13 protein-coding genes are annotated in these 19,062 nt (G+C 61.0%); 2 read left to right on the top strand and 11 right to left on the bottom strand.

All coding sequences use genetic code 11. The features are described 5' to 3' along the window. Positions 1 to 65: 65 nt before the first annotated feature. Positions 66 to 2,777, bottom strand: a complete 2,712-nt coding sequence (locus QN224_RS11405; protein ID WP_173512284.1) for an ABC transporter ATP-binding protein — start codon at positions 2,775 to 2,777, stop codon at positions 66 to 68. Positions 2,778 to 3,088: 311 nt separating this feature from the next. Here QN224_RS11405 and QN224_RS11400 point away from each other — a divergent pair, with 311 nt between their 5' ends. Then, a complete protein-coding gene (locus QN224_RS11400; protein WP_283976733.1) occupies positions 3,089 to 3,757 on the top strand; it encodes a class I SAM-dependent methyltransferase in 669 nt (222 codons plus the stop codon). Between the two features lie 8 nt (positions 3,758 to 3,765). Here the strand turns inward: QN224_RS11400 and QN224_RS11395 are convergent, their stop codons facing one another. The 9 genes from QN224_RS11395 to QN224_RS11355 form a co-directional block, all read right to left on the bottom strand. Continuing rightward, the gene (locus tag QN224_RS11395) at positions 3,766 to 4,893 is read right to left on the bottom strand and encodes a glycosyltransferase family protein (RefSeq protein ID WP_210267486.1); all 1,128 of its coding nucleotides are present in this window, start codon (positions 4,891 to 4,893) and stop codon (positions 3,766 to 3,768) included. Then, positions 4,890 to 6,137: a glycosyltransferase family 4 protein gene (locus QN224_RS11390; RefSeq protein WP_283976732.1), complete on the bottom strand. Its 1,248-nt coding sequence runs from the start codon at positions 6,135 to 6,137 to the stop codon at positions 4,890 to 4,892. The genes QN224_RS11395 and QN224_RS11390 overlap by 4 nt, the downstream gene beginning before the upstream one ends. A 4-nt stretch (positions 6,138 to 6,141) precedes the next feature. Beyond that, complete coding sequence (locus tag QN224_RS11385; protein WP_173512280.1) at positions 6,142 to 7,356, bottom strand: glycosyltransferase family protein; 1,215 nt, start codon at positions 7,354 to 7,356, stop codon at positions 6,142 to 6,144. Positions 7,357 to 7,433: 77 nt separating this feature from the next. After that, positions 7,434 to 8,609 carry an ABC transporter permease gene (locus QN224_RS11380; protein WP_283976731.1) on the bottom strand — a complete coding sequence of 392 codons (1,176 nt, stop codon included), beginning with the start codon at positions 8,607 to 8,609 and terminating at the stop codon, positions 7,434 to 7,436. Beyond that, a complete protein-coding gene (locus QN224_RS11375) occupies positions 8,606 to 9,604 on the bottom strand; it encodes an ABC transporter permease (protein WP_283976730.1) in 999 nt (332 codons plus the stop codon). The genes QN224_RS11380 and QN224_RS11375 overlap by 4 nt, the downstream gene beginning before the upstream one ends. A gap of 1 nt (position 9,605) precedes the next feature. Continuing rightward, complete coding sequence (locus tag QN224_RS11370) at positions 9,606 to 11,507, bottom strand: ABC transporter substrate-binding protein (RefSeq protein ID WP_283976729.1); 1,902 nt, start codon at positions 11,505 to 11,507, stop codon at positions 9,606 to 9,608. Beyond that, positions 11,504 to 13,396: an ABC transporter ATP-binding protein gene (locus QN224_RS11365; protein ID WP_283976728.1), complete on the bottom strand. Its 1,893-nt coding sequence runs from the start codon at positions 13,394 to 13,396 to the stop codon at positions 11,504 to 11,506. The genes QN224_RS11370 and QN224_RS11365 overlap by 4 nt, the downstream gene beginning before the upstream one ends. Positions 13,397 to 13,615: 219 nt before the next feature. Further along, positions 13,616 to 14,584, bottom strand: a complete 969-nt coding sequence (locus tag QN224_RS11360; protein WP_283976727.1) for a polysaccharide lyase — start codon at positions 14,582 to 14,584, stop codon at positions 13,616 to 13,618. A gap of 31 nt (positions 14,585 to 14,615) precedes the next feature. After that, positions 14,616 to 15,965 carry an adenylate/guanylate cyclase domain-containing protein gene (locus QN224_RS11355; protein WP_283976726.1) on the bottom strand — a complete coding sequence of 450 codons (1,350 nt, stop codon included), beginning with the start codon at positions 15,963 to 15,965 and terminating at the stop codon, positions 14,616 to 14,618. A 380-nt stretch (positions 15,966 to 16,345) separates the two neighbouring features. On the opposite strand from QN224_RS11355, the gene QN224_RS11350 reads away from it, so the two are divergent. After that, positions 16,346 to 17,683 carry a nucleotide sugar dehydrogenase gene (locus QN224_RS11350; protein ID WP_283976725.1) on the top strand — a complete coding sequence of 446 codons (1,338 nt, stop codon included), beginning with the start codon at positions 16,346 to 16,348 and terminating at the stop codon, positions 17,681 to 17,683. 85 nt (positions 17,684 to 17,768) lie between these two features. On the opposite strand, the gene QN224_RS11345 is transcribed toward QN224_RS11350, so the two are convergent. Beyond that, positions 17,769 to 18,929: a DUF3095 domain-containing protein gene (locus QN224_RS11345; protein ID WP_283976724.1), complete on the bottom strand. Its 1,161-nt coding sequence runs from the start codon at positions 18,927 to 18,929 to the stop codon at positions 17,769 to 17,771. Positions 18,930 to 19,062 lie beyond the last annotated feature (133 nt).

Genomic DNA, 19,062 nt, shown 5'->3' with positions numbered 1-19,062 from the left:
GGGCATAAGCACCCTTTCCCCCGGCGAGCGGGAAAATATGCTTGCGCCTTGACACTAATACTACATCAAGATGCCAGTTCCTTATAGTCGCTGTCTTTCACGCGTGTTTCCACAGCTTCGTCGCTCACGAGCCGCCCGTTTTCGAAGTACGCCTCGCGGTCGAACAATTCGGAAAGAGCCGGATTGGCGAGAACCCAGACGATCGCCGGCTTGCGTTCGTCCTGGCGCAGGAAGGCAAAGACGTTGCGGGTGATCTGCTCCTGTGCTCGCTGGTCGAGCGCGAGCAGCGGTTGATTGAAGATGTAGAAGTCCGATACGCGGATCAATGCGCGCGCAAGGTTGAGTTTCTGCCGCTGGCCCGCGGTCAGCCGCTTGCCGCCCGCGCCGACGTTGAAGTCCAATCCGAAGGCAAGCACATCGTTGTAGAGCCCGAGCGACTCGAAGAGATCGCGCACGATTGCGCGGATTCTCTCGGAACCGTCGGTGTGCTTGTGGCCGATGCGACCGAAGAGTACGTTATCGATGATGCTGGCCGAGGCTATGTAACGGTTCGGCTGGTAGTGCTCGATGATGCCGACGAGATCCTCGGGCAAACCTTCGCTGAACTCCCGCCGCGCCTCGACGATCTTCGTCATCAATTCTTCCGACAACAGGCCGAAGCGGTGGCGTGGCTCGATATAGCCGAAGCACAGACGGATGATCTTGATGGCATCATCCTCGGAAACTTCGTCGAGCGCTCGTCCCCTCACCTTCTGGAGCAGCGCTTCATAGACCGGAATCTCTTCTGCCGCCATGAAGGTGAGTTGCTGGAAGAACGGGTGGTCCGGAGGCAGGTCGCGGAACAGTTCGACGACGTTGCCGGCAATTTCCAGGCCCATCTCGTAGAAGATCTCGTGCAGCCCGGCTCTTCTCAAGACCGTCTTGAAGAAGGGGTGATCTTCGAGCGCCTTTTCCCAGCGCGCATGATCGGTCACCGTCCCGAAGAGCAGGTTTTCGCCGACCGTCGCCTCGATATTGTAGGAACCGGGTTCGAAGAACACGACGAGATCGCTGAGCTTCTCGGCTTCGAGGCGCCTGCGAAGGGCTCCACGCATCTCCACGATTTCAGCGGCAAAAGCTTCGTGTTCCTCAGGATTAATGGTCGCGCGGCCCGCAAGCGCCATGATGTCGTTCGTGAGAAGCACGGTATCGAGCACAGCTCTGACCTTCGCGAAGAGATCATCCGGGCCGGTCGCACCCGCAGCCCCATAATCGATCCAGTCGCTGTTGAGATCGAGCGAGGGATTGCCGGCAAGTTTTGCTTCGAGCACCTCCCACCGACGATGGGCAGCCTTGTCGCCCTCGTAAGCCACCTCCTGCAGAGGCGCGTGCTTGAGGCCGTAAAGCAGATTGTCGCCAAGGCTGCCCTGGAAGGTGTAGACCTCCGACGAGGCGTAGGAGATTCGCCGTCCGACGACCGATTCCGGCATGTCGTGGATATCATCGTCGCCGACGACGATCCTGCCGCTTTCGGGCCATGTCAGGCGTCCGAAGGCCTCGGCAAGCGCTTCTCCCCCGCCGGTCGAGCCGCCCGTGATCGCGACAGCTTCGCCGGGGCGCACCTGGAGCGACACATGTTCCACGAGCTTCGAACCGCCGTCGTCGGCGACAGAAAGGTTGACGGCTGCAAGCGCTCCCGTGATCGGCGCGGCAGCGGTGACTGAGATCGCCTGGACGCCTGGATCGATCAACGGCTGGACACTGAACTGCTCGACGACTTGGGCGTACTTGACCTGCACGTCCTGGCGCGCCTGGTCCCAGTCAATGAGTTCTTTCAGGGGACCGGGCAGGTCCTTATAGGCACCGATCACCGCAACGAGCTGGCCGATATCGAGCCGGCCCTGCAGGGCGAAATAGCCGCCGATCGAGTAGAACAGGAACGGAGTGACCTGAGCCAGGAAGTTGTTCAGGAACTTGACCAGGAACTTCCACTGATAGAGATCATAGCGGATCTTGAATATCCGGCCGAGGCGGGCGGCGATGTCGGCTCTTTCATAGTTGGACGTATCGTGCCCGCGAATGGTGCCGATGCCGTCCACGATCTCGCTGACCCGGCCCGACAATTCGCGCGCCGTCAGTTGGCGTTCGCGCCCGAGGACGATCAGCCGCCGGCGCATGCGTGGGATGATCACCGCCTGTATCGCGACGATAAAGGCGGCGATGAGACCGAGCCACAGGCTCTGGAGCAGGATGAAGATCAGTGCGGTCAAGGCCTGGCCGCCAAGCAGCGCCGGCTGTACGAAGGCATCGCCGGTGAACCCGCCAAGGGGCTCGACCTCATCCTTGATCATGGTCGAGATTTCGGCGGGCTTCACGCGCTTGAAGTGACCCGGCGGGAAGCGAAGCACGCGGTCGACAAGCTCGAAGCGGATGCGCCGCAGGAGGCGCTCGCCGAGCCGGCCCTTGTAGGTATTGATGTAGAACTTGAAGAGCCCGTTGATGATGACGAGCAGCAAGAAGACAAGGCTGAGGGCAAGCAGCATTCCCTCCCGCTCAAGCTGAAAGCCCGAAAACAGATTGACCTCGCCAAAAAAGGGCAGATCGAAGGAAATCGGCAGGAAGGCCTGGGTTGCCTCGGGGCTTTCGAAACCCGCGCCCTGAATCGGTCCGTTGACGATCTGCTTGGGGAGATCAAAGGACAGGAAATAGGGTACCATCGACAGCGCAACGACCAGCAGTATCCAAAGCTGCTGCTTGCGTGTGTGAGTCCAGATGTAGCGGGAAAGACGTGTTTCCATGTGCCGGCAATGTGACCTAACTTAAATACGGATCGCCGAACCGATTTGGGCCGGCGGGTTCCTGTCGCAGATGGTTCCAGTCCACCAGATCGTCAATGGACTCGCGCATCGTCCACGAAATCGTGACTGCCCGGCATGAGAGCAGAGCCCTGCCCCATGTCAAGCGGACACGAACCGCTAATAAGATCCGTCGAACAGATCGCCCCTTCAGCAAAGCCTGACGGTCCCTTGCATATGTCGCGAGCATCTTCGGCCTGCGGCGTCCTCGCGCGTGGCTTGCACTCGCCTACCCGTCAGCTTACAACAGCCTCATGATGCATGCCACCCATTCTCCCCCCGAAGATTGGCACGAGAACGCCTATGATCTCGTACGCGGGATCGCCGTTTATTCCGGCAGCGCCGTCGTGGCGGGCATCGGCAAGGTGATAGCCAAGCACCGGGACGCGGACATCGCGAACGCGTTCAACTATAAACAGGTCGGCTGCAAAATCTGGGCGCGTGACAAGCTGCTCGAAAGCTCTGGCCCGGCCTTCGATCGAATCGCCATGCTGGGCGGCTGGTACGGGATTTTGCCGGCAATGCTCTTCGAAGACGCGCGCTTCGACATCGGCGCGATCGATAGCTACGACATCGATCCTGCGGTGGAGGAGGTCGCACGCACGCTGAATTCTGCGCATGGCGACCGGTTCCGGGCGATAACGGCGGACATGTATGCTCTCGACTACCGGACCATCGGGGCCGACTTGATCGTCAATACGAGCTGCGAGCATATTGCCGATCTCGGACTCTGGCTCGAGCTTCTTCCACGGGCGACCCGCGTACTGCTGCAGTCAAACGACTATTTCAGCGAACCGACCCACATAAGCTGCGTCTCGTCGCTTGAGGAGTTTCAGGCACGAGCCGGCCTGGCGAAAGTTGACTTCGCGGGCACGCTGCCGATGAAAAAATACAACCGCTTCATGCTGATCGGGACGGTCTGACCTCCCGCTTACAGGTGCTCCCGGAGGATCGCTGCCGTCCGGGCGGCTCCGTCAAGATCAAGCGGCGGGACCTCCGGTTTAGGCCGGTCAAGCATCGCCTCGATATCGCGTGCGAGCCGATCGGACGTGATGTCTTCCTCCGGCAGAACGCGGGCAAGGCCGAGTCTTTCGAGCCGTATCGCACGTGTACTCTGCTCGGTTTCCCCACCCGCCGTGAAGGGAATGAGCAACGAGCCGCAGCCGGCGCGAAGAATATCGCAAACGGTGTTGTATCCGGCTTGAGAGACCGAGAGCCGGGCCCCGGCGAGCAGGGCCGCAAAATCCTGCCGAAAGCGAAAGAGGCCGACGCCGGCCGGAGCTACGGCGGCGAGGGCATCGAAATCAGCCTGCGGCAGGTTGGGCCCGGTTACGAGGCACCAGCGAAGCGTCTTCGGCAGGATTGCTGCGGCTCCGAGCGCTGCGCCGATCAGATCCTTGCCGACGGCGCCACCACCCGCCGAAACCACGACATCGAATTTCTCCTTCGGTTCGGCAGGTGGCGGCGGTGCGACAAGACCGGTGTAGGCGACCTTCTGGGCGATCTCGCCCGCGAGCGGAAAAGTTTCCTCAAGCCGAGCAAAGGCTGGATCGCCGTGGACGAGCACGAGATCGAAATGCGCCTTGACCAGTTCCACCGTCTCCTCTGCACGGCCGGGTTTGACCCGTTCCTGAAGAATGTCGCGCAGCGAAGTCGCCACCAGCGGCCGCCGCTCCATCGCCGCAATGGCATCCAGCAGCGGCAGCAGTTCGAAACGCATCTGCCTGCGGCCAAAGGGGAACGCTTCGATGATGACGACATCAGGCTTCGAAGCGTGCAGTGCCTCGATCAGCAGGTTCTTGCGGTGTTGCTGGAAAGCGTCCGTCACCGGATTGCCGTCGCCGTCGGTCAGACCGGAAAAGCCCTTGTCTCCGGCCGTTACCGACGGTAGCGCGACCGTCGTCAGGCCATCTGCCGGAAATCCCGGAACAGGCGCACCGCCGGTGACCAGCGTCACGTCGAACCCGTCGGCGGACAACGCTTTCGCGATCCGGCTCGCTCGTGCCAGATGCCCGATACCGAGCAGATGCTGCACATAAAAGAAGACGCGCTTGGTCAAGAGGCCTTGCTCCACTCGCTTTCGAAGAGCCCGATCAGTTGGCTCACACTCGCATGATGGTCGAACTCGGCGCGAACGCGCCGTTCGGCGGCCGCGCCAAGCTGGCGCCTGAGATCCGGGTCGCGAGCCAGCCGCTCGATCGCTACGGCGAGCGCACGAGGGTCTTCGGGGGGCACGAGAAGGCCGTTCTGATTGTCCGCCAGCAATTCCGGGACGCCCGAAACGGATGTCGAGACGCAAGGCAATCTCTGGCTCGACGCTTCGACCAGAACGTTGGGCAAGCCGTCGCGGTCACCATCGGCTGCAACCCGGCACGCCAACGCGAACATGTCGCTGTCGCGGTAATGCTGGAGCACGTCAGTCTGGTCGAGCGCACCTTTCCAGCTGACACGGTCGGCAAGGCCGAGTTCGCGGGCGATCTTCTTGAGGTCGCCGGCAAGTTCGCCCGCGCCGATATGCTCGAAGCGCCAGTTGAGATCGCCAGGCAAAAGCGACAAGGCTTTCAGCAGGATATCATAGCCCTTCTTGGCGACGGCGCGCCCGACGCTGACGATTCGAACGGGATCGGCAGGATCGGAGCCATCGCGGCCGGAGTGGTCGCCTCCAAAGGCCGGGAAGCGGTCCAGGTCGAGGCCATGATAGCTCAAATGCACCCTTGATTTCGATGCCGTCAGGCTTTGCAGGTGCTCGAAGCCGCTGCGTGTGCAGGTAACAGTCCAGCGGGCCCGGTCGAGCTTTTCGGAAAGCTCCCAATCGGACGACGTCCAGATATCCTTGGCATGGGCGGAGCAGGTCCAGGGGACGCCTGCGATGATGCTGGCATAACCGGTCACCGAGGCGGGCGTGTGGATGAAATGTGCGTGAAGCCAGGTCGCGGCGCCCGGCCATTCGGCGACCAGTACCAGTGCCTGCCCGAACCGCCGGAACCGGTTGCGCGTCGGGTCGCGCATGAGGTCCGCAAGGAATAGGCCGAGCGCTCGCCAGAAGCCGGCTTTCGGCATCAGCCGGAGCCACGCGCGAAACACGCGCCACGGTTCCTCGTGCAAATATTCCGGCAAATAGTAGACGTTGGCGCGGATTTCGTCGTGCACGGGATGTCGCTTGCCATCGGTCGGACGACGGAGCGCGACCAGAACGAGTTCGTGCCCCGCCTTTTCGAGGCCAAGCAGTTCCTGCGCGATAAAGGTTTCCGACAGGCGCGGATAGCCTTTCAGGACGACGGCAATCTTACGATTTGGCGACACTGGCTCAGCTCGTTTGCTTCACGATGCTCAGGTGCTCTTTCGATCTATGATCGAGCCAGCTGCCGACAAGCTCGGAGATGTGGACAAGGCCCTCAAGCCTTAGGCCATTGGCGGCGCGCGACGGGGGCGCGCGTCCCGGCAACGCCTTCAACGCGGCCGCAAACCGCAGCGGATCCTCGGCCTCATCGGGAAGCAGCATCTCGACCAGGCCAAGATCGGACGCGCGTCGAGCGCGGATCAACTGCTCCTCGCGCGGCTCGAGACGCGGCACAATCAAGGCCGGTTTGTCAAAGGAGAGAATCTCGCAGTAGGTGTTGTAGCCGCCCATCGAGACCACCCCTCTTGCGCCGGCGATCAGTTCCTCCATGCGATTGTCGAACTCGATTATCTTGATGAAAGGGATACGACCGCCCTTCTTGATCAGCTTGTTGCGTTGCTTCGCCGGCATGTAAGGCCCGAGCACCACGAGGGCGTTGTACGTCAGTTCGGGATCCTGCTGATAGGCGTGGATCACGTCATGAATGAGTTCGGCGCCGTCACCGCCTCCACCGGTGGTGACCAGGATATAGTCCCCTTCCGGCCTGTGGTCGGGCAGCCCGTCATGCGGCACGCTTCGTTGCAGGAAACCGACGAAGTTCATGCGTTCGCGCACCGCCGCGGGCACCTCAAGGCCCACCAGCGGATCGTAAAAATCCGGCGGGCCATAAACCCAGATCGCATCGTAGAACTGCTCGATCTTGCGCATGGTGTCGCGACGCTTCCATTCGACTTCGAGCAGATGCGGCGCGTCCATGATCTCCCGAAGCCCAAGAACCAACTTCGTGCCGTGGGTCTTGAGATAGGTGAGTGTATCCTCGACCTCTCCGCGCAGGCCCATCGGCTCTTTGTCAACGATGAAGATGTCCGGCTTGAACGTCTCGGCCGTGGAGCGAATGATCGACTGGCGCATCTTCAGGGTCTCGTGCAACTCGATGTGCCGGTCGAGCGATGTGTATTCACCGTTTCTGAGTTTGATGACGCTCGGAATCTTCACGAAGTCAACACGCGCGCGATAATCAAAGGCTCCGGCGATCGTTGCACCGGAGATGATCAGGATCTGCAATCCGCTATAGTCTTCCACGAGCGCATGCGCGATCGTCCGACAGCGCCGCAGGTGACCGAGGCCGAACGTGTCGTGGCTGTACATGAGGATCCGGGCATCCTCGAAACGCCGTACCATGCGAAGAACCTTTCGCTCATTATTTAGAAAGCCTGCAACACGATACAGGGCCCGCGGCAGTCAATGGCATGCCGGCCTTATTTGTAGGGATCGGCCGCGTCGCGCAAGCCGTCTCCCAGGAAGTTGAACGCCAAAATCACAAGAATGACCGGTATAGTCGGAAAGAGCAGCCAGGGATAGAAAGCGATGACGCTGACGCTCTTTGCCTCCGTCAGCAGAATGCCCCAGCTCGTTATAGGCGGGCGCAGACCCAACCCGAGGAAGCTCAGCGCCGTCTCGCCGAGGATCATGCCGGGTATGGAGATCGTCGCGGTGGCAATGAGATGGGACATGAACCCCGGCACAAGATGTCGCCCGATGATGCGGCTGCTTCGCGCGCCCATTAGCTGTGCCGCAAGGACATAATCCTCCTCGCGCAGCGCAAGCAGCTTCGAGCGGACGGCCCGCGCAAGGCCCGTCCAATCGAGAAGCCCCAGAATCACGGTGATGCCGAGATAGATGAGGATCGGGCTCCATGTTGCGGGCATGATCGCCGCAAGCGACAGCCACAGCGGAATGCTCGGAATCGATTGAAGCACCTCTATCAATCTCTGGACAATGAGATCGAAAACGCCGCCATGATAGCCGGCAAGCCCGCCGATGACGATCCCGAGCACAAAGCTCACGGTAATGCCGAGAAGACCGATCGTCAGGGAGATCCGCGCGCCGTAGATGATGCGCGACAGCACGTCGCGTCCGAGCCGATCGGTCCCCAGGAGAAAGAGCTCGCCGCCCTCTGCGGGGCAGGCCAGATGCAGGTTGGTCTCGAAAAGACCCCAGAAACGATAGCTGTCGCCGCGGCAGAAGAAGCGGATCGGCTCCACGTCCGCGGGATTGTCCGCGTAGTTCCGCTTCAGCGTGTCCATGTCCAATGTCATCGTCCGGCCGTAGACGAAGGGGCCGACAAATGCGCCCTCATGGAAAAAGTGAACGGGCTGCGGTGGCGTGTAGATGAAATCGACATTGCGCGTGTGGAGGTTGTATGGCGCCAGAAACTCGCAAAAGAGAATCATGACGTAGAGGATTGCCAGGAAAATGCCGGAGGCGAGCGCCAGCTTGTGCCGCTTGAACTTCCACCACATCAGGCGCAATTGCGACGCCTGGTTCACGCGCACCTGCTCCTCCGTCATGATCTCGACGGAATAGGGATCGAACGGGGCGGTGGATACGTAATGCGGCAGGGGTTCGCCGGGCGCCGGTATAGGTGACGTCACTTCGTACTCCTGCCTTGCAGACGGATTCTGGGATCGAGAACGGCGAGCGCAAGATCGGAAATCAGCACACCGATGACCGTGAGAAATGCGAGAAACATCAGGAACGAACCAGCGAGATACATGTCCTGGCTCTGCAGCGCCTTGATCAACATCGGTCCTGTCGTTTCAAGCGAGAGAACGATCGCCGTGATCTCGGCGCCGGAGATGATCGCCGGCAGGATCGAGCCGATGTCGGAGATGAAGAAGTTGAGCGCCATGCGCAACGGGTACTTGAGGAGGGTCTTGGTAGGTGAGAGCCCCTTCGCCCTCGCGGTGACGACATATTGCTTTTGAAGCTCGTCGAGCAGGTTGGCCCTGAGCCGCCGGATCATGCCCGCCGTTCCCGCCGCGCCTATGATGATCACTGGTATCCACATGTGCTCGAGCATCGACTTGGCCTTGTCCCAACTCATCGGCTCGGAAAGGTATTTCTGATCCATGAGATGGCCGATCGAGGTGCCGAACCAGATGTTGGCGAAATACATGAGGATGAGCGCCAGCATGAAATTCGGCACCGCAATCCCGATGAGGCCGATCAGGGAAAGTCCATAGTCGCCCCAGCTATACTGATGCGTCGCGGCATAGATGCCGATCGGGAACGCGATGATCCAGGTCAGCATGATCGTGAAGAACGAGACGAGGATCGTCAGCCAGAGCCGGTCTCCCACGACCTCGCTCACCGGCAGTTCGTATTCGAACGAATAGCCGAAGTCGCCCTGCAGCATCCCGGCGACCCAATAGACGTAGCGCAGCACCGGCGGTTGATCGAAGCCATACTCTTTGCGCAGCGCGTCGATCTGCTCCATGTTGACGCCTTCGCCCTGCGCCCTGATCTCGGCGATGTAGCTCTCGAAATAGTCTCCCGGCGGCAGTTCGATGATCGCGAACACCAGGGCCGAGATAATCAGGAGGGTCGGAACCATCGCGGCGATACGCCAGAGAATGTATCGCAGCATGTCAGGCGTCCTGTTCGAGCCAGAAGGTGTCGGGATTGTACACGCCGAAATAGCTCGTCGGGTCGAAGCCGTATAGCGCCTTGTCCGGCACATTCCGGAGCTTCGCGGCGACGAGGATCGGCTGCAGCGATGCGTTTACGAGGCCGATCGAGAAGACCTGATCGGTATAGATCGAGAGCATCGATTTCCAGATCTCCGCCCGCTCGACGTCGGTCGACGAATGCCGCCAGCGTTTCAGCAGGTCCAGAAGCTCGACCACCGGCGGCAGCTCCGGCGCCTCGCCCATTTCGCCGTGCGAGAGATAGTTGAGCCCCCAGACCGGCCATTGCAACTGGTCGTCGGCCGTGGGTGCAAGCTGTCCCGGATTCATGTCCGCGGTCGGAACGCCGTTGTCGATGCCGAACCACATGGACATGATGATCTCGCCGCCGACCGCGCGGCTGCGGAAGGTGTCGCGCTGGGATGTCCGGATGAAGAGCGATATGCCGACCTTCTGCCAATAATCGGTTATGAGCTGCAGAACATCGGTCTCAAGCGTGCTTTCGCCCGCCGTCTCGACGACGATCTGCGCCGCCCTTCCGTCCGGCAGGATACGAATTCCGTCGCTGCCGCGCTTGGCCAGGCCCGCCGCGTCGAGCAAACTGTTGGCCTGATCCGGATCGTGGGCCGCCCAGGCGCTGGCGAATTCGGGCCGGAACAGCGGGCTGTCCGGAAGCACCGTATCGGCGCTCTCCTTGGTAAGACCATAGAACACCGCCATGTTGATCTCGCGCCTGTCGATCGCCAGCGACAGCGCGCGCCTGACACGGACATCCTGCAGAAGCGGGCGCCATATCGGATCGGAGCAGTTGAGATTGGGAAGCAGCGCCAGGCGCGACCCTTGCGTCTTCTTCCACAGCTTGATCTTTACCGGATAGCGCTTCTCGGCATCCTTCAGATAAGTGTAGTCGACGAAATCAATGCCCGTCGCCTGGAGGTCGCTTTCGCCCGTACCGGTTTTCGCCGGGATGAGCGAAGAGGAGCTGACGTTCAAAACGAACTTGTCGATATAGGGCAGTTGCAGGCCGTTCTCGTCGACCCGGTGGAAATACGGATTGCGCTCGAAGATGAACTGCTCGGCCGGAAGGGATGTGGTGTTCCGCCAGGGATCGAGTGTCGGCAGATCAGGATTTTCCGGCCGATAGGAGCGGGCCATGCGCATGTGCAACTGGCTCCACTTCTTGACCCGCTCTTCCTTCATCGTTGCTTTGAGCTTGTCCTCGTCCTGATACTTCTTGTGGAACTGCTTGAGGTAGGCGGCCGGCATCACGATGACCAGTGGCTGCGGAGCGGCGAGCTTCTGCAGGAAATCGGGATTGGGCTTCGCCCAGGAATAACGCACAGTCCGCTCGTCGACGATCTCGAATTTACCCGCCTCGCCATCCATGACCAGCGCCGTCGGGAGCCCCGCCGGCGAGAGATCCTCATTGAGCAGCACGTCCTCCCAGCAGTAGCGGAAGTCTTCCGTCGAAAGCGGCGTTCCATCCGACCACTTGTGGCCTTCGCGCAGACGCAGCGTGAAGATGCGGTCCTCGACCGTTTCGTAGCTTTCGAGAACGTCTGCCTTGAGGTTCAGCGCCTCGTCGTAGCCGACAAGCCTGGAGTAGCCGTAGACCGTCATCAGGCGGATGTCCTTGGCGCTGCCGATCAGGCTGCGGATCACGCCTCCATGCCTGCCTGGCGTGCGCCCCATGGCCGCCACATTGATCACGCGCGGCGTTTTCGGCAGCCGCTCGTTGACCGGAGGAAGCTTGCCTTCCGCAACCAGCGGCGCAAGCGCCTCTGCCTCCGTTCCCGCCGCGAGGAGGCGCGGCGGCAGAACGGTGGAAGCCAGCATGGCAAGTGCCGTTCTTCGGGTGATCATGGGCGTAGCTCCCTTGCATCCACCGACTTTCTGGCAAGGACGAAATGATCGCCGCCGAGATTCGCAGGAAAGAGGGCGTCTTCCTCACCATCGTCCGAGAACTGTGCTCCCCACCGCCGCTTGTCTGACCCCCCGCTCGCCTGGAGGGCGTCGAAATCGAGCTTCCGATCGAGATCGGGATAGGGCACGGCTGCGAGCAGTGATTTGGTATAGGGGTGCACGGGATTGCGCATCAGCACTTCGCGGGGCGCAAGCTCGACAATCCGGCCGGCGCACATCACCGCGATCCGATCCGCCATATAGTCCACCACCGCGAGATTGTGCGAGATGAACAGCGATGTCAGGCCCAATTCCTTCTGCAAATCCTTGAGAAGGTTGAGAATCTGGGCTTGCACCGAGACATCGAGCGCGGAGACGGGCTCGTCGCAGATCAGCAGCTCCGGAACGAGCGCGAGCGCGCGGGCGATGCCGATACGCTGCCTCTGACCGCCGGAGAAACTGTGCGGATAGCGGTTGATGAAACGCTGGTCGAGGCCGACGGCCTGAAGCAGCGAGCGGACGGTTTCCACCCGGGACTTTGCCGTTCCGCGACCGTGGATCTCGAGCGGTTCGCTGAGAATGTTCTTGACCGTCATGCGCGGTGAAAGCGACGATACCGGGTCCTGGAAGACCATCTGGATTTTTGCGCGCAACTCTTTCAGTGCCGCGCCCTCGAGCTTCAGGAGGTCGATCGCCCCCTCGCCGTCGTCGTAGGTTATCGACCCTGCATCGGGGGTCACCGCACGCATCAGGATCTTGCTCACGGTCGTCTTGCCGCAGCCGCTTTCGCCGACAAGACCGAGGCATTCGCCGCGGCGAATGTCGAAGCTGACATTGTCGACGGCGCGGTGCTCAGAGCCACCATTGCTGCCAAACCAACCCGAGCTTCGGGTGGTGAACGTTTTCGTCAGGTTACGGACGGAGATCAGAATATCCGAGCCCGAGGTCTTCCGAGACTGCTTCTTTCCAAGAAGGTTTTCGGCCTTGACCGGCACCTCGCGCAATGCCTTCAACCGCTCTCCGGGTTTCATGTCGAAATGCGGCACAGCGGCCATCAGCCCCTTCAGATAGGGATGCTGCGGGTTTCGGAAGATCGCATCGACCGTTCCCGCCTCGACGATCTCGCCGTGATAGATGACGACGACTTCGTCAGCCATGTTGGCGACGACGCCGAGGTCATGCGTGATCAACAGCATGGCCATATCGAGCTTCGCTTGAAGCTCGCGCAGCAGTTGCAGAATTTGCGCCTGTACCGTCACATCGAGCGCAGTTGTCGGCTCGTCGGCAATCAGGAGCGCCGGCCGGCAGATCAGCGCCATGGCGATCATCGCACGCTGGCGCATCCCGCCGGAGAGTTCGAAAGGGTACATGTCGTAAGCGCGCGTCGGATTGGCAAATCCGACATAGCCCAGCAGCTGCTCGGTCCTCGCTCTCCGCTCCGCCTTTTCGGCGTCCGTGTGTACCGCCATCACCTCGGAAATCTGGTTTCCGATCGTGTGGAGCGGCGACAGCGAGGTCATCGGTTCCTGGAAGATCTTGCTGATGCGCGCGCCACGAATATCCTGGATATCGCCCCCGTTCGGGTCGAGCGAAAGCAGGTCGACAGGCTTGCCCGCGACGGCCGGGTCGTTGAACAGGACGCGTCCGCTAACCCTTGCGACGCTCGGCAGAATGCCCATGATGGCTTGGCTGATCGCCGACTTGCCGGACCCGGACTCGCCGACGAGCGCAGTTACCTTGCCTGGCAGAATCCTGAAATTTGCACCCCTGACGGCTTCGACTTCGCCGCCGAGCACCGAGAATGTGATCCGCAGACCCTCAACTCGCAGCAGGTCCGCTCCTGATGTCATTGCAGCACGCTTCCCTCACTACCCCAGAGCGCCGTACGTCGTCCCGGAACGCACATGGTCGCTCTCCTCTTTGGTTCTACGCATCGTTTCCCGAACGCGATTCCGCGCCCGGCGATGGCGTAGCGTCCGGCCCCAAAAAAAGAGTAGCCTAGCTTCAACGGGCTGTCCAGCACACCACCCGAAGCGCCAGAAGTGCTGTATTTGCGCGGGCCGCGCAGCCTATGAGAAAGGACAAATGCCGCTCGGCAGGACGTCAGCGCAACGCGTGGAGCGACGGAAATCGTCATAGTAAAGCGTCCAGTTCGTAGTATCCGCCGCCCGGTACGGCCCGAACTTGAAATATTGGTTTTCGCCCAGCCCCTTGTCCGCGTGGCCGACATGCCCCTTCACGGTAATGACCGGCTGCCCATTGGCGAACAGCTCTATATGTCCGGACCCCTCAGGTCCGGGTTTGGTGAAGACGGCAAAGTCGATCCAGCCGGACTTGGGGTCCGGCAGCGGATTGCCGTGGTTGGTCACGGTGACCGCGGTCGTGCACGAATTGAAAAGGCGACCATCTTCCGCCTTCCAGTTTGCGTCCGACGCAACCAGCATGCGCATCTGGTTCAGTTCGGGGCGAACCCATACGGGAACCTCCCCCGGCGCGCAGCGCGCCGGCGTGCTCGCCGGCCCGGTGGACACTGGCGGCAGATAATTGGTCTCGACGGTAACGAAGAGCTTACCCAAGCTCATGCGGAACGCCAGAAAGGGGCTGAAGTCTCCGTTGGCGCCGTGATCGATTTCACGTTTCCATTGCGCGATGAGGTAGCGATGGTCTCCACTCGGTACGGGATCGGCGAACTTGACCGAAAAGCCGTACCAGACTCCCTGGTCGTAAGGCACGCGCAGTGCCGTCTTCTCCCAGATTTCCGCCCGCTCGCTGCACCCGTCGTCCGACGGCGGGCATTTCGGCACGATGGACAGTTTCAACCCACCATTTCCGGTGCGCTTGACTTCACTCTGGAATACATAGGAGCCGGCGCTCTGTTCGAAGTTGTCGCGATAGTAGAGCCCGCCCTCGGGGGCAAAATCCCTGCCCTCGAACCCGTCGACCAGCTTCTGCTCCAAGGTCGGTTGCTGTTCCGTCGATTGGGCATGCGCAATGCTTGTTGCAGCGAGTGCTGCGGCCAGAAAAACGACACGGAACATCGAACCTCCTCAAAGCGAGCGTCTTGCCGATCTATTGCAACATCTTGTCGATAAGGCCGCGTGGCCCCGGCGACTGCTTCGTGTTGCGGTAGAGCAGCATGACATGCTCCGCCTCCGAAAGTCCATCCTGAGTTGCATCGTCGGGACGCTCTTCCGCAATTGCCGCAAGCGCTGCGTCCTTGGGATAGAGGATGGTGAATTTCTGCCGTACGCCGCGCAATTTCTCCTGTCCGAGCGTTGCCCAGTCGCCGCCGCAATAGTTGACGAACGCCTCGCTGGCGACAACGTTGTGGGCGTATTTTTTCGTCAGGTTTTGCAGCCGCTGCACTTCGTTCACCGCCGAGCCGAAGACGGAAAAGGTCAGCCGGTCGCGAAGTCCGACATTTCCGAACATGACGTTGCCGACATGGAGGCCGATTCCATAGCCGATCAGATCGCGTCCCTGCCGCTTCCTCTCCGCGTTCAGCGCCGCCACGCGCGCCGTCGCCGCGCTCACCGCGGCAAACGCCTCGCGGCTGGCCATTTCCGAAGGCTCCTTGTGGCGGCCGCATGGATAGACGGCAATGAACCCGTCTCCAACGAAGCTCAGGATCTGCCCGCCGTTTCTATTGAACGGCGTCGCGATCGCATCGAAGAAACCGTTGAGCGTCTCGATATAGGCCTGGCGACCCTCCTTCTCCGCGAGCATGGTCGATTCCCGCATGTCCGCCATCACAAGGACGGCGCGAACCGTCTCGCCGTCGCCGCGCCTGACCTGGCCGCTCATCACGCGCCGTCCGGCATTGGCGCCGAGATAGGTCGTCAGCATGTTGTCGGCGAGCTTGCCGAGGACGGCGACCTTGGCCGCGACCGCCAGATGGTTCTGAAGCTTGAGCAACGCCGCGATCACGTCGTCGCTGAAGCCGCCATGGCGATCCGTCGTCCACGACCCCACCATGCCATGGTCGGAATCGGTCCCGAGCGGCTGCATGAAGGCCAGATAATCGGTGGCACCGTGCTCCTTCAGCTCGTCGAAAATCGGAAACTCCGACGGTTCCGTCGGATCGATGCGCCGCCTTACGTGATCGAGGTTGTTGTTGAGCAGATAGTAGTAGGGGCTGCGCAGAAAGCGCTCGGGATTGAGCGCCAGCTCCTCGTGGCGCAAACCGCTCACCTCGACGCCCTTGCCGCGCCACCACGTGAACCCGAGTGCATCGTAGAGCGGATGAAGCATCGAAAAGGAGAGATGGACGCGCATGAGCGGCAGGCCCGCGGCGGCCAAGCGTTCGCAGAAGCCGCGCACGAGGGTTTCGAGCGTCTCGTCGCTGAGGGATGCTCGCATCAGCCAGTCTGCGACCTTGTCCAGAAGAATCTCGGAAACGCTGTTGTTGATCGGGCTCATCGCATTCCTCATATCGGCATGACGGCCAGCAACGACAGCTATCGCGCGGACCTTGCGACAAGGCCGCGTCTGCCGTGTGATGCCCGTTGTAACGAACGGCGTGTGCCGCGCTTTGCGGCAGGCATTGCAGCGATCGGATCGCCGCATCTTCTTACCTGCAGATATTCACCGCCGAGCGCGATTTCCAGAGACGTTCGCAATTTTTGATCATGCGTCGATGGTACACGGGATTGATCGTGCAATTGCACCCTGTAATTGTTGGGGTGGTCTGCTGCATGCGGCCCGTGCTTGACTTGCGACGGCTTTCTCGCCAACAAACGGCGACAATCGGGATTGCCGTGATCGCACGTCGCCGCCCCTGAAAGATGGAACCCTATCTCTTGACTTCCCTTCATCACGACAGGCTGCTTGAATCGATCTCTCAGCGCCAGGCGCGCGTTGGTGTCATCGGCCTTGGCTATGTCGGCCTGCCGCTCGCGGTCGCGGTGGCACGCTCCGGTTTTTCGGTGACCGGTTTCGATATCGATCCTTCGAAGATCGTCGCCCTCGATGACGGCCACTCCTATATCGAGGCGGTTACGGATGATGCGCTTGGCCGCGAGATCGCCGCAGGCCGGTTCCATTCGACGACCGATTTCGCCGATCTTGCTCTTTGCGACGTGATCGTCATTTGCGTACCGACGCCGCTGACCAAGCATCGTGATCCCGACCTCTCCTTTGTCGAGGGAACGGCGCACTCGATCGCCGCTGCCCTCAGACCGGGCCAGCTCGTCGTGCTAGAATCGACTACCTATCCGGGCACCACCGACGGTATCGTCCGCTCGATTCTGGAAGAAACGGGTCTGAAATCCGGCGAGGACTTCTTCATCGGCTTCTCTCCGGAGCGCGAAGACCCGGGCAACCGCGCTTTTGAGACTGCGAGCATCCCGAAGATCGTGGCCGGTGACGGGCCGCGCGCGGCGATGCTGATGCAGCATTTCTACGGCGCTGTGGTCAAGACCGTCGTACCGGTCTCCTCGAACGCCACGGCCGAAGCCGTAAAGCTCACCGAGAACATCTTCCGCGCCGTCAACATTGCCCTCGTCAACGAGCTCAAGGTCGTTTACGAGGCCATGGGGATCGACATCTGGGAAGTCATCGAAGCGGCCAAGACGAAGCCGTTCGGCTATATGCCCTTCTATCCCGGACCGGGACTCGGCGGGCATTGCATCCCGATCGATCCTTTCTACCTCACCTGGAAATCACGCGAATACGAGCTGCCGACCCGTTTCATCGAACTTGCCGGCGAAATCAACTCGGCGATGCCGCGCCATGTCGTCAGCCGGCTTGCCGAAGCGCTCGACAGGAGGCAGGGCAAGGCGCTCAGCCGCTCGAACGTGCTCGTCATCGGCCTCGCCTATAAGAAGAACGTGCCGGACATTCGCGAAAGTCCCTCTCTCAGGCTGATCGAACTCATCGAGGAGCGCGGCGGCAGCGCCGCGTTCTACGATCCGCATGTCGAAGAAATCCCGTCGACCCGCGAGCACCTCCCCTTGAAGGGCCGTCGATCGATTTCCTTCGACGAGGAAAGCGTGCGCCGGTTCGATGCAGTGCTCATCGCAACGGATCACGACGGCATCGACTATCAGGCGCTGGCGGACTGGGCAAAGCTGATCGTCGATACACGTAACGTTTTCGCCCGCCTCGGCATTGCTGCGGACCAGGTGGTCAAGGCCTGAGCGACCTCGCGTTTGCGAGCGGACGGGCGCGCCTCTGGGCTTACCCTTCGAGACTACGCAATTCCGGACCGGAAAGCCATTATTGCTAGCCGGCTGGAGCGAGCGTCTTGAGATTCTTCGCCGCCATTGCGTAACCGCCGGCGGCTCCGTCGACGAAGTGCACGTGGTCGCGGCTCATCGCCGCCGGTACGATGCAGGTCATCAGCGCGGAATCCTGCTGATGCAATCCGTAGCTGGACACGCCGGCATCGGCCGCCCTTTTCAACCGCTCTTCGATCTGGCGCAGCCGCTCGACGCCGATATCGATCGTCATCTTCAGCCCGTCGTCGAACTTGCGAAAGTCGGAGTTGCGGACCAGATCACGCTTGTATTGCGTGACATCGAACTTGCCGAGGTTCCAGCCGAGCTTGAAGCACAAGAACAGCACCAGGCTCTGCAGCGTTATCCAAGACCAGGCGAGGAAGCGTCGACCTCTGGGCGCTACGGCGCGCGATTCGACCGCGACCCCTTGCATGGAAAGCCGCGGCTCGGGACCATTTTCCGGCACAGGGTGTCCGCCACGCTCCTCGCCTTCGGCCAATGCCACGATGTCGCCGACAAGTGCCTGGAACTCCGGACCATTGCCTTGCGGGCCAGGAAGAGCAATGATCGAGACGATCGCCCCATGGCGCGAGACAATCGGATTCCAGCGGCAGGACAGTCCGGTCAAATCCGGCCTGCTTCCTGGCGCCGCGGCCTCGATCTGGTAGCGCCCGGCCTTCATTTGCGCCTCTGCCCAACTGGCGCCGCCACCAGAAAACATGGCGTAGGACACCTCCTCGCTTGCCTTGAAGCGCGCGACACGCATGTCGAGCCCGCTGGTGCGTATGTCGCTGACCGGAACAAGTGCGGCGCGCAGATCGAGGTTCAGCTCTTCCGCCACCCAGGTCTTCGCGGCCGCCAACGCCGCTCGTGCCTTTGCCGCCATTGCCTCGGGTACTGCCGCGAGCGCCCCGTCACCCCCAAAGACGAAGGGCAGGTTTCGTTCATCGAGCGCATTCATCAGCGCCGATATGACACTTGCGCCCGCCATGTTGACGCTCTTGTAGCGACCTTCCGCGATGGCGCCGGTCGAATCGACGATGTCTGCAACCGCCAGCACCCATCTATCCGGCAAGGGCCGGTAGTTGGCCTCGTCGGCAACCCCTTCGAATGCCTCGAAGAGGGGGAGGCTGTCGTAAAACTGCATATCAGCTGCCTGCGCCATGATCGCGTCCAACCTTTGCCTTCAGCCCGAATGTGGCTGAAAAATCGCTTCTCAATTCTTCGTTTTGCTCCAGATCACGTTAGATCTGTAGATAAAGTTTCAATACAGGCTTTGGAGAGCAGAACTTAGAAAT

Source organism: Sinorhizobium sp. 7-81, assembly GCF_030124405.1.
GTDB classification, from domain to species: Bacteria; Pseudomonadota; Alphaproteobacteria; order Rhizobiales; family Rhizobiaceae; genus Sinorhizobium; species Sinorhizobium psoraleae.
Note: the sequence above shows the minus strand (reverse complement) of the source record. Positions and strands in the feature narration are given on the sequence as shown.

Bases quoted from the DNA above. Each gene is read 5' to 3' on its own strand.
- QN224_RS11355 (WP_283976726.1), bottom strand. From the start codon at position 15,965: ATGAGCCCGATCAACAACAGCGTTTCCGAGATTCTTCTGGACAAGGTC.
- QN224_RS11405 (WP_173512284.1), bottom strand. From the start codon at position 2,777: ATGGAAACACGTCTTTCCCGCTACATCTGGACTCACACACGCAAGCAG.
- QN224_RS11370 (WP_283976729.1), bottom strand. From the start codon at position 11,507: ATGATCACCCGAAGAACGGCACTTGCCATGCTGGCTTCCACCGTTCTG.
- QN224_RS11375 (WP_283976730.1), bottom strand. From the start codon at position 9,604: ATGCTGCGATACATTCTCTGGCGTATCGCCGCGATGGTTCCGACCCTC.
- QN224_RS11365 (WP_283976728.1), bottom strand. From the start codon at position 13,396: ATGACATCAGGAGCGGACCTGCTGCGAGTTGAGGGTCTGCGGATCACA.
- QN224_RS11345 (WP_283976724.1), bottom strand. From the start codon at position 18,929: ATGGCGCAGGCAGCTGATATGCAGTTTTACGACAGCCTCCCCCTCTTC.
- QN224_RS11360 (WP_283976727.1), bottom strand. From the start codon at position 14,584: ATGTTCCGTGTCGTTTTTCTGGCCGCAGCACTCGCTGCAACAAGCATT.
- QN224_RS11400 (WP_283976733.1), top strand. From the start codon at position 3,089: ATGATGCATGCCACCCATTCTCCCCCCGAAGATTGGCACGAGAACGCC.
- QN224_RS11385 (WP_173512280.1), bottom strand. From the start codon at position 7,356: ATGGTACGGCGTTTCGAGGATGCCCGGATCCTCATGTACAGCCACGAC.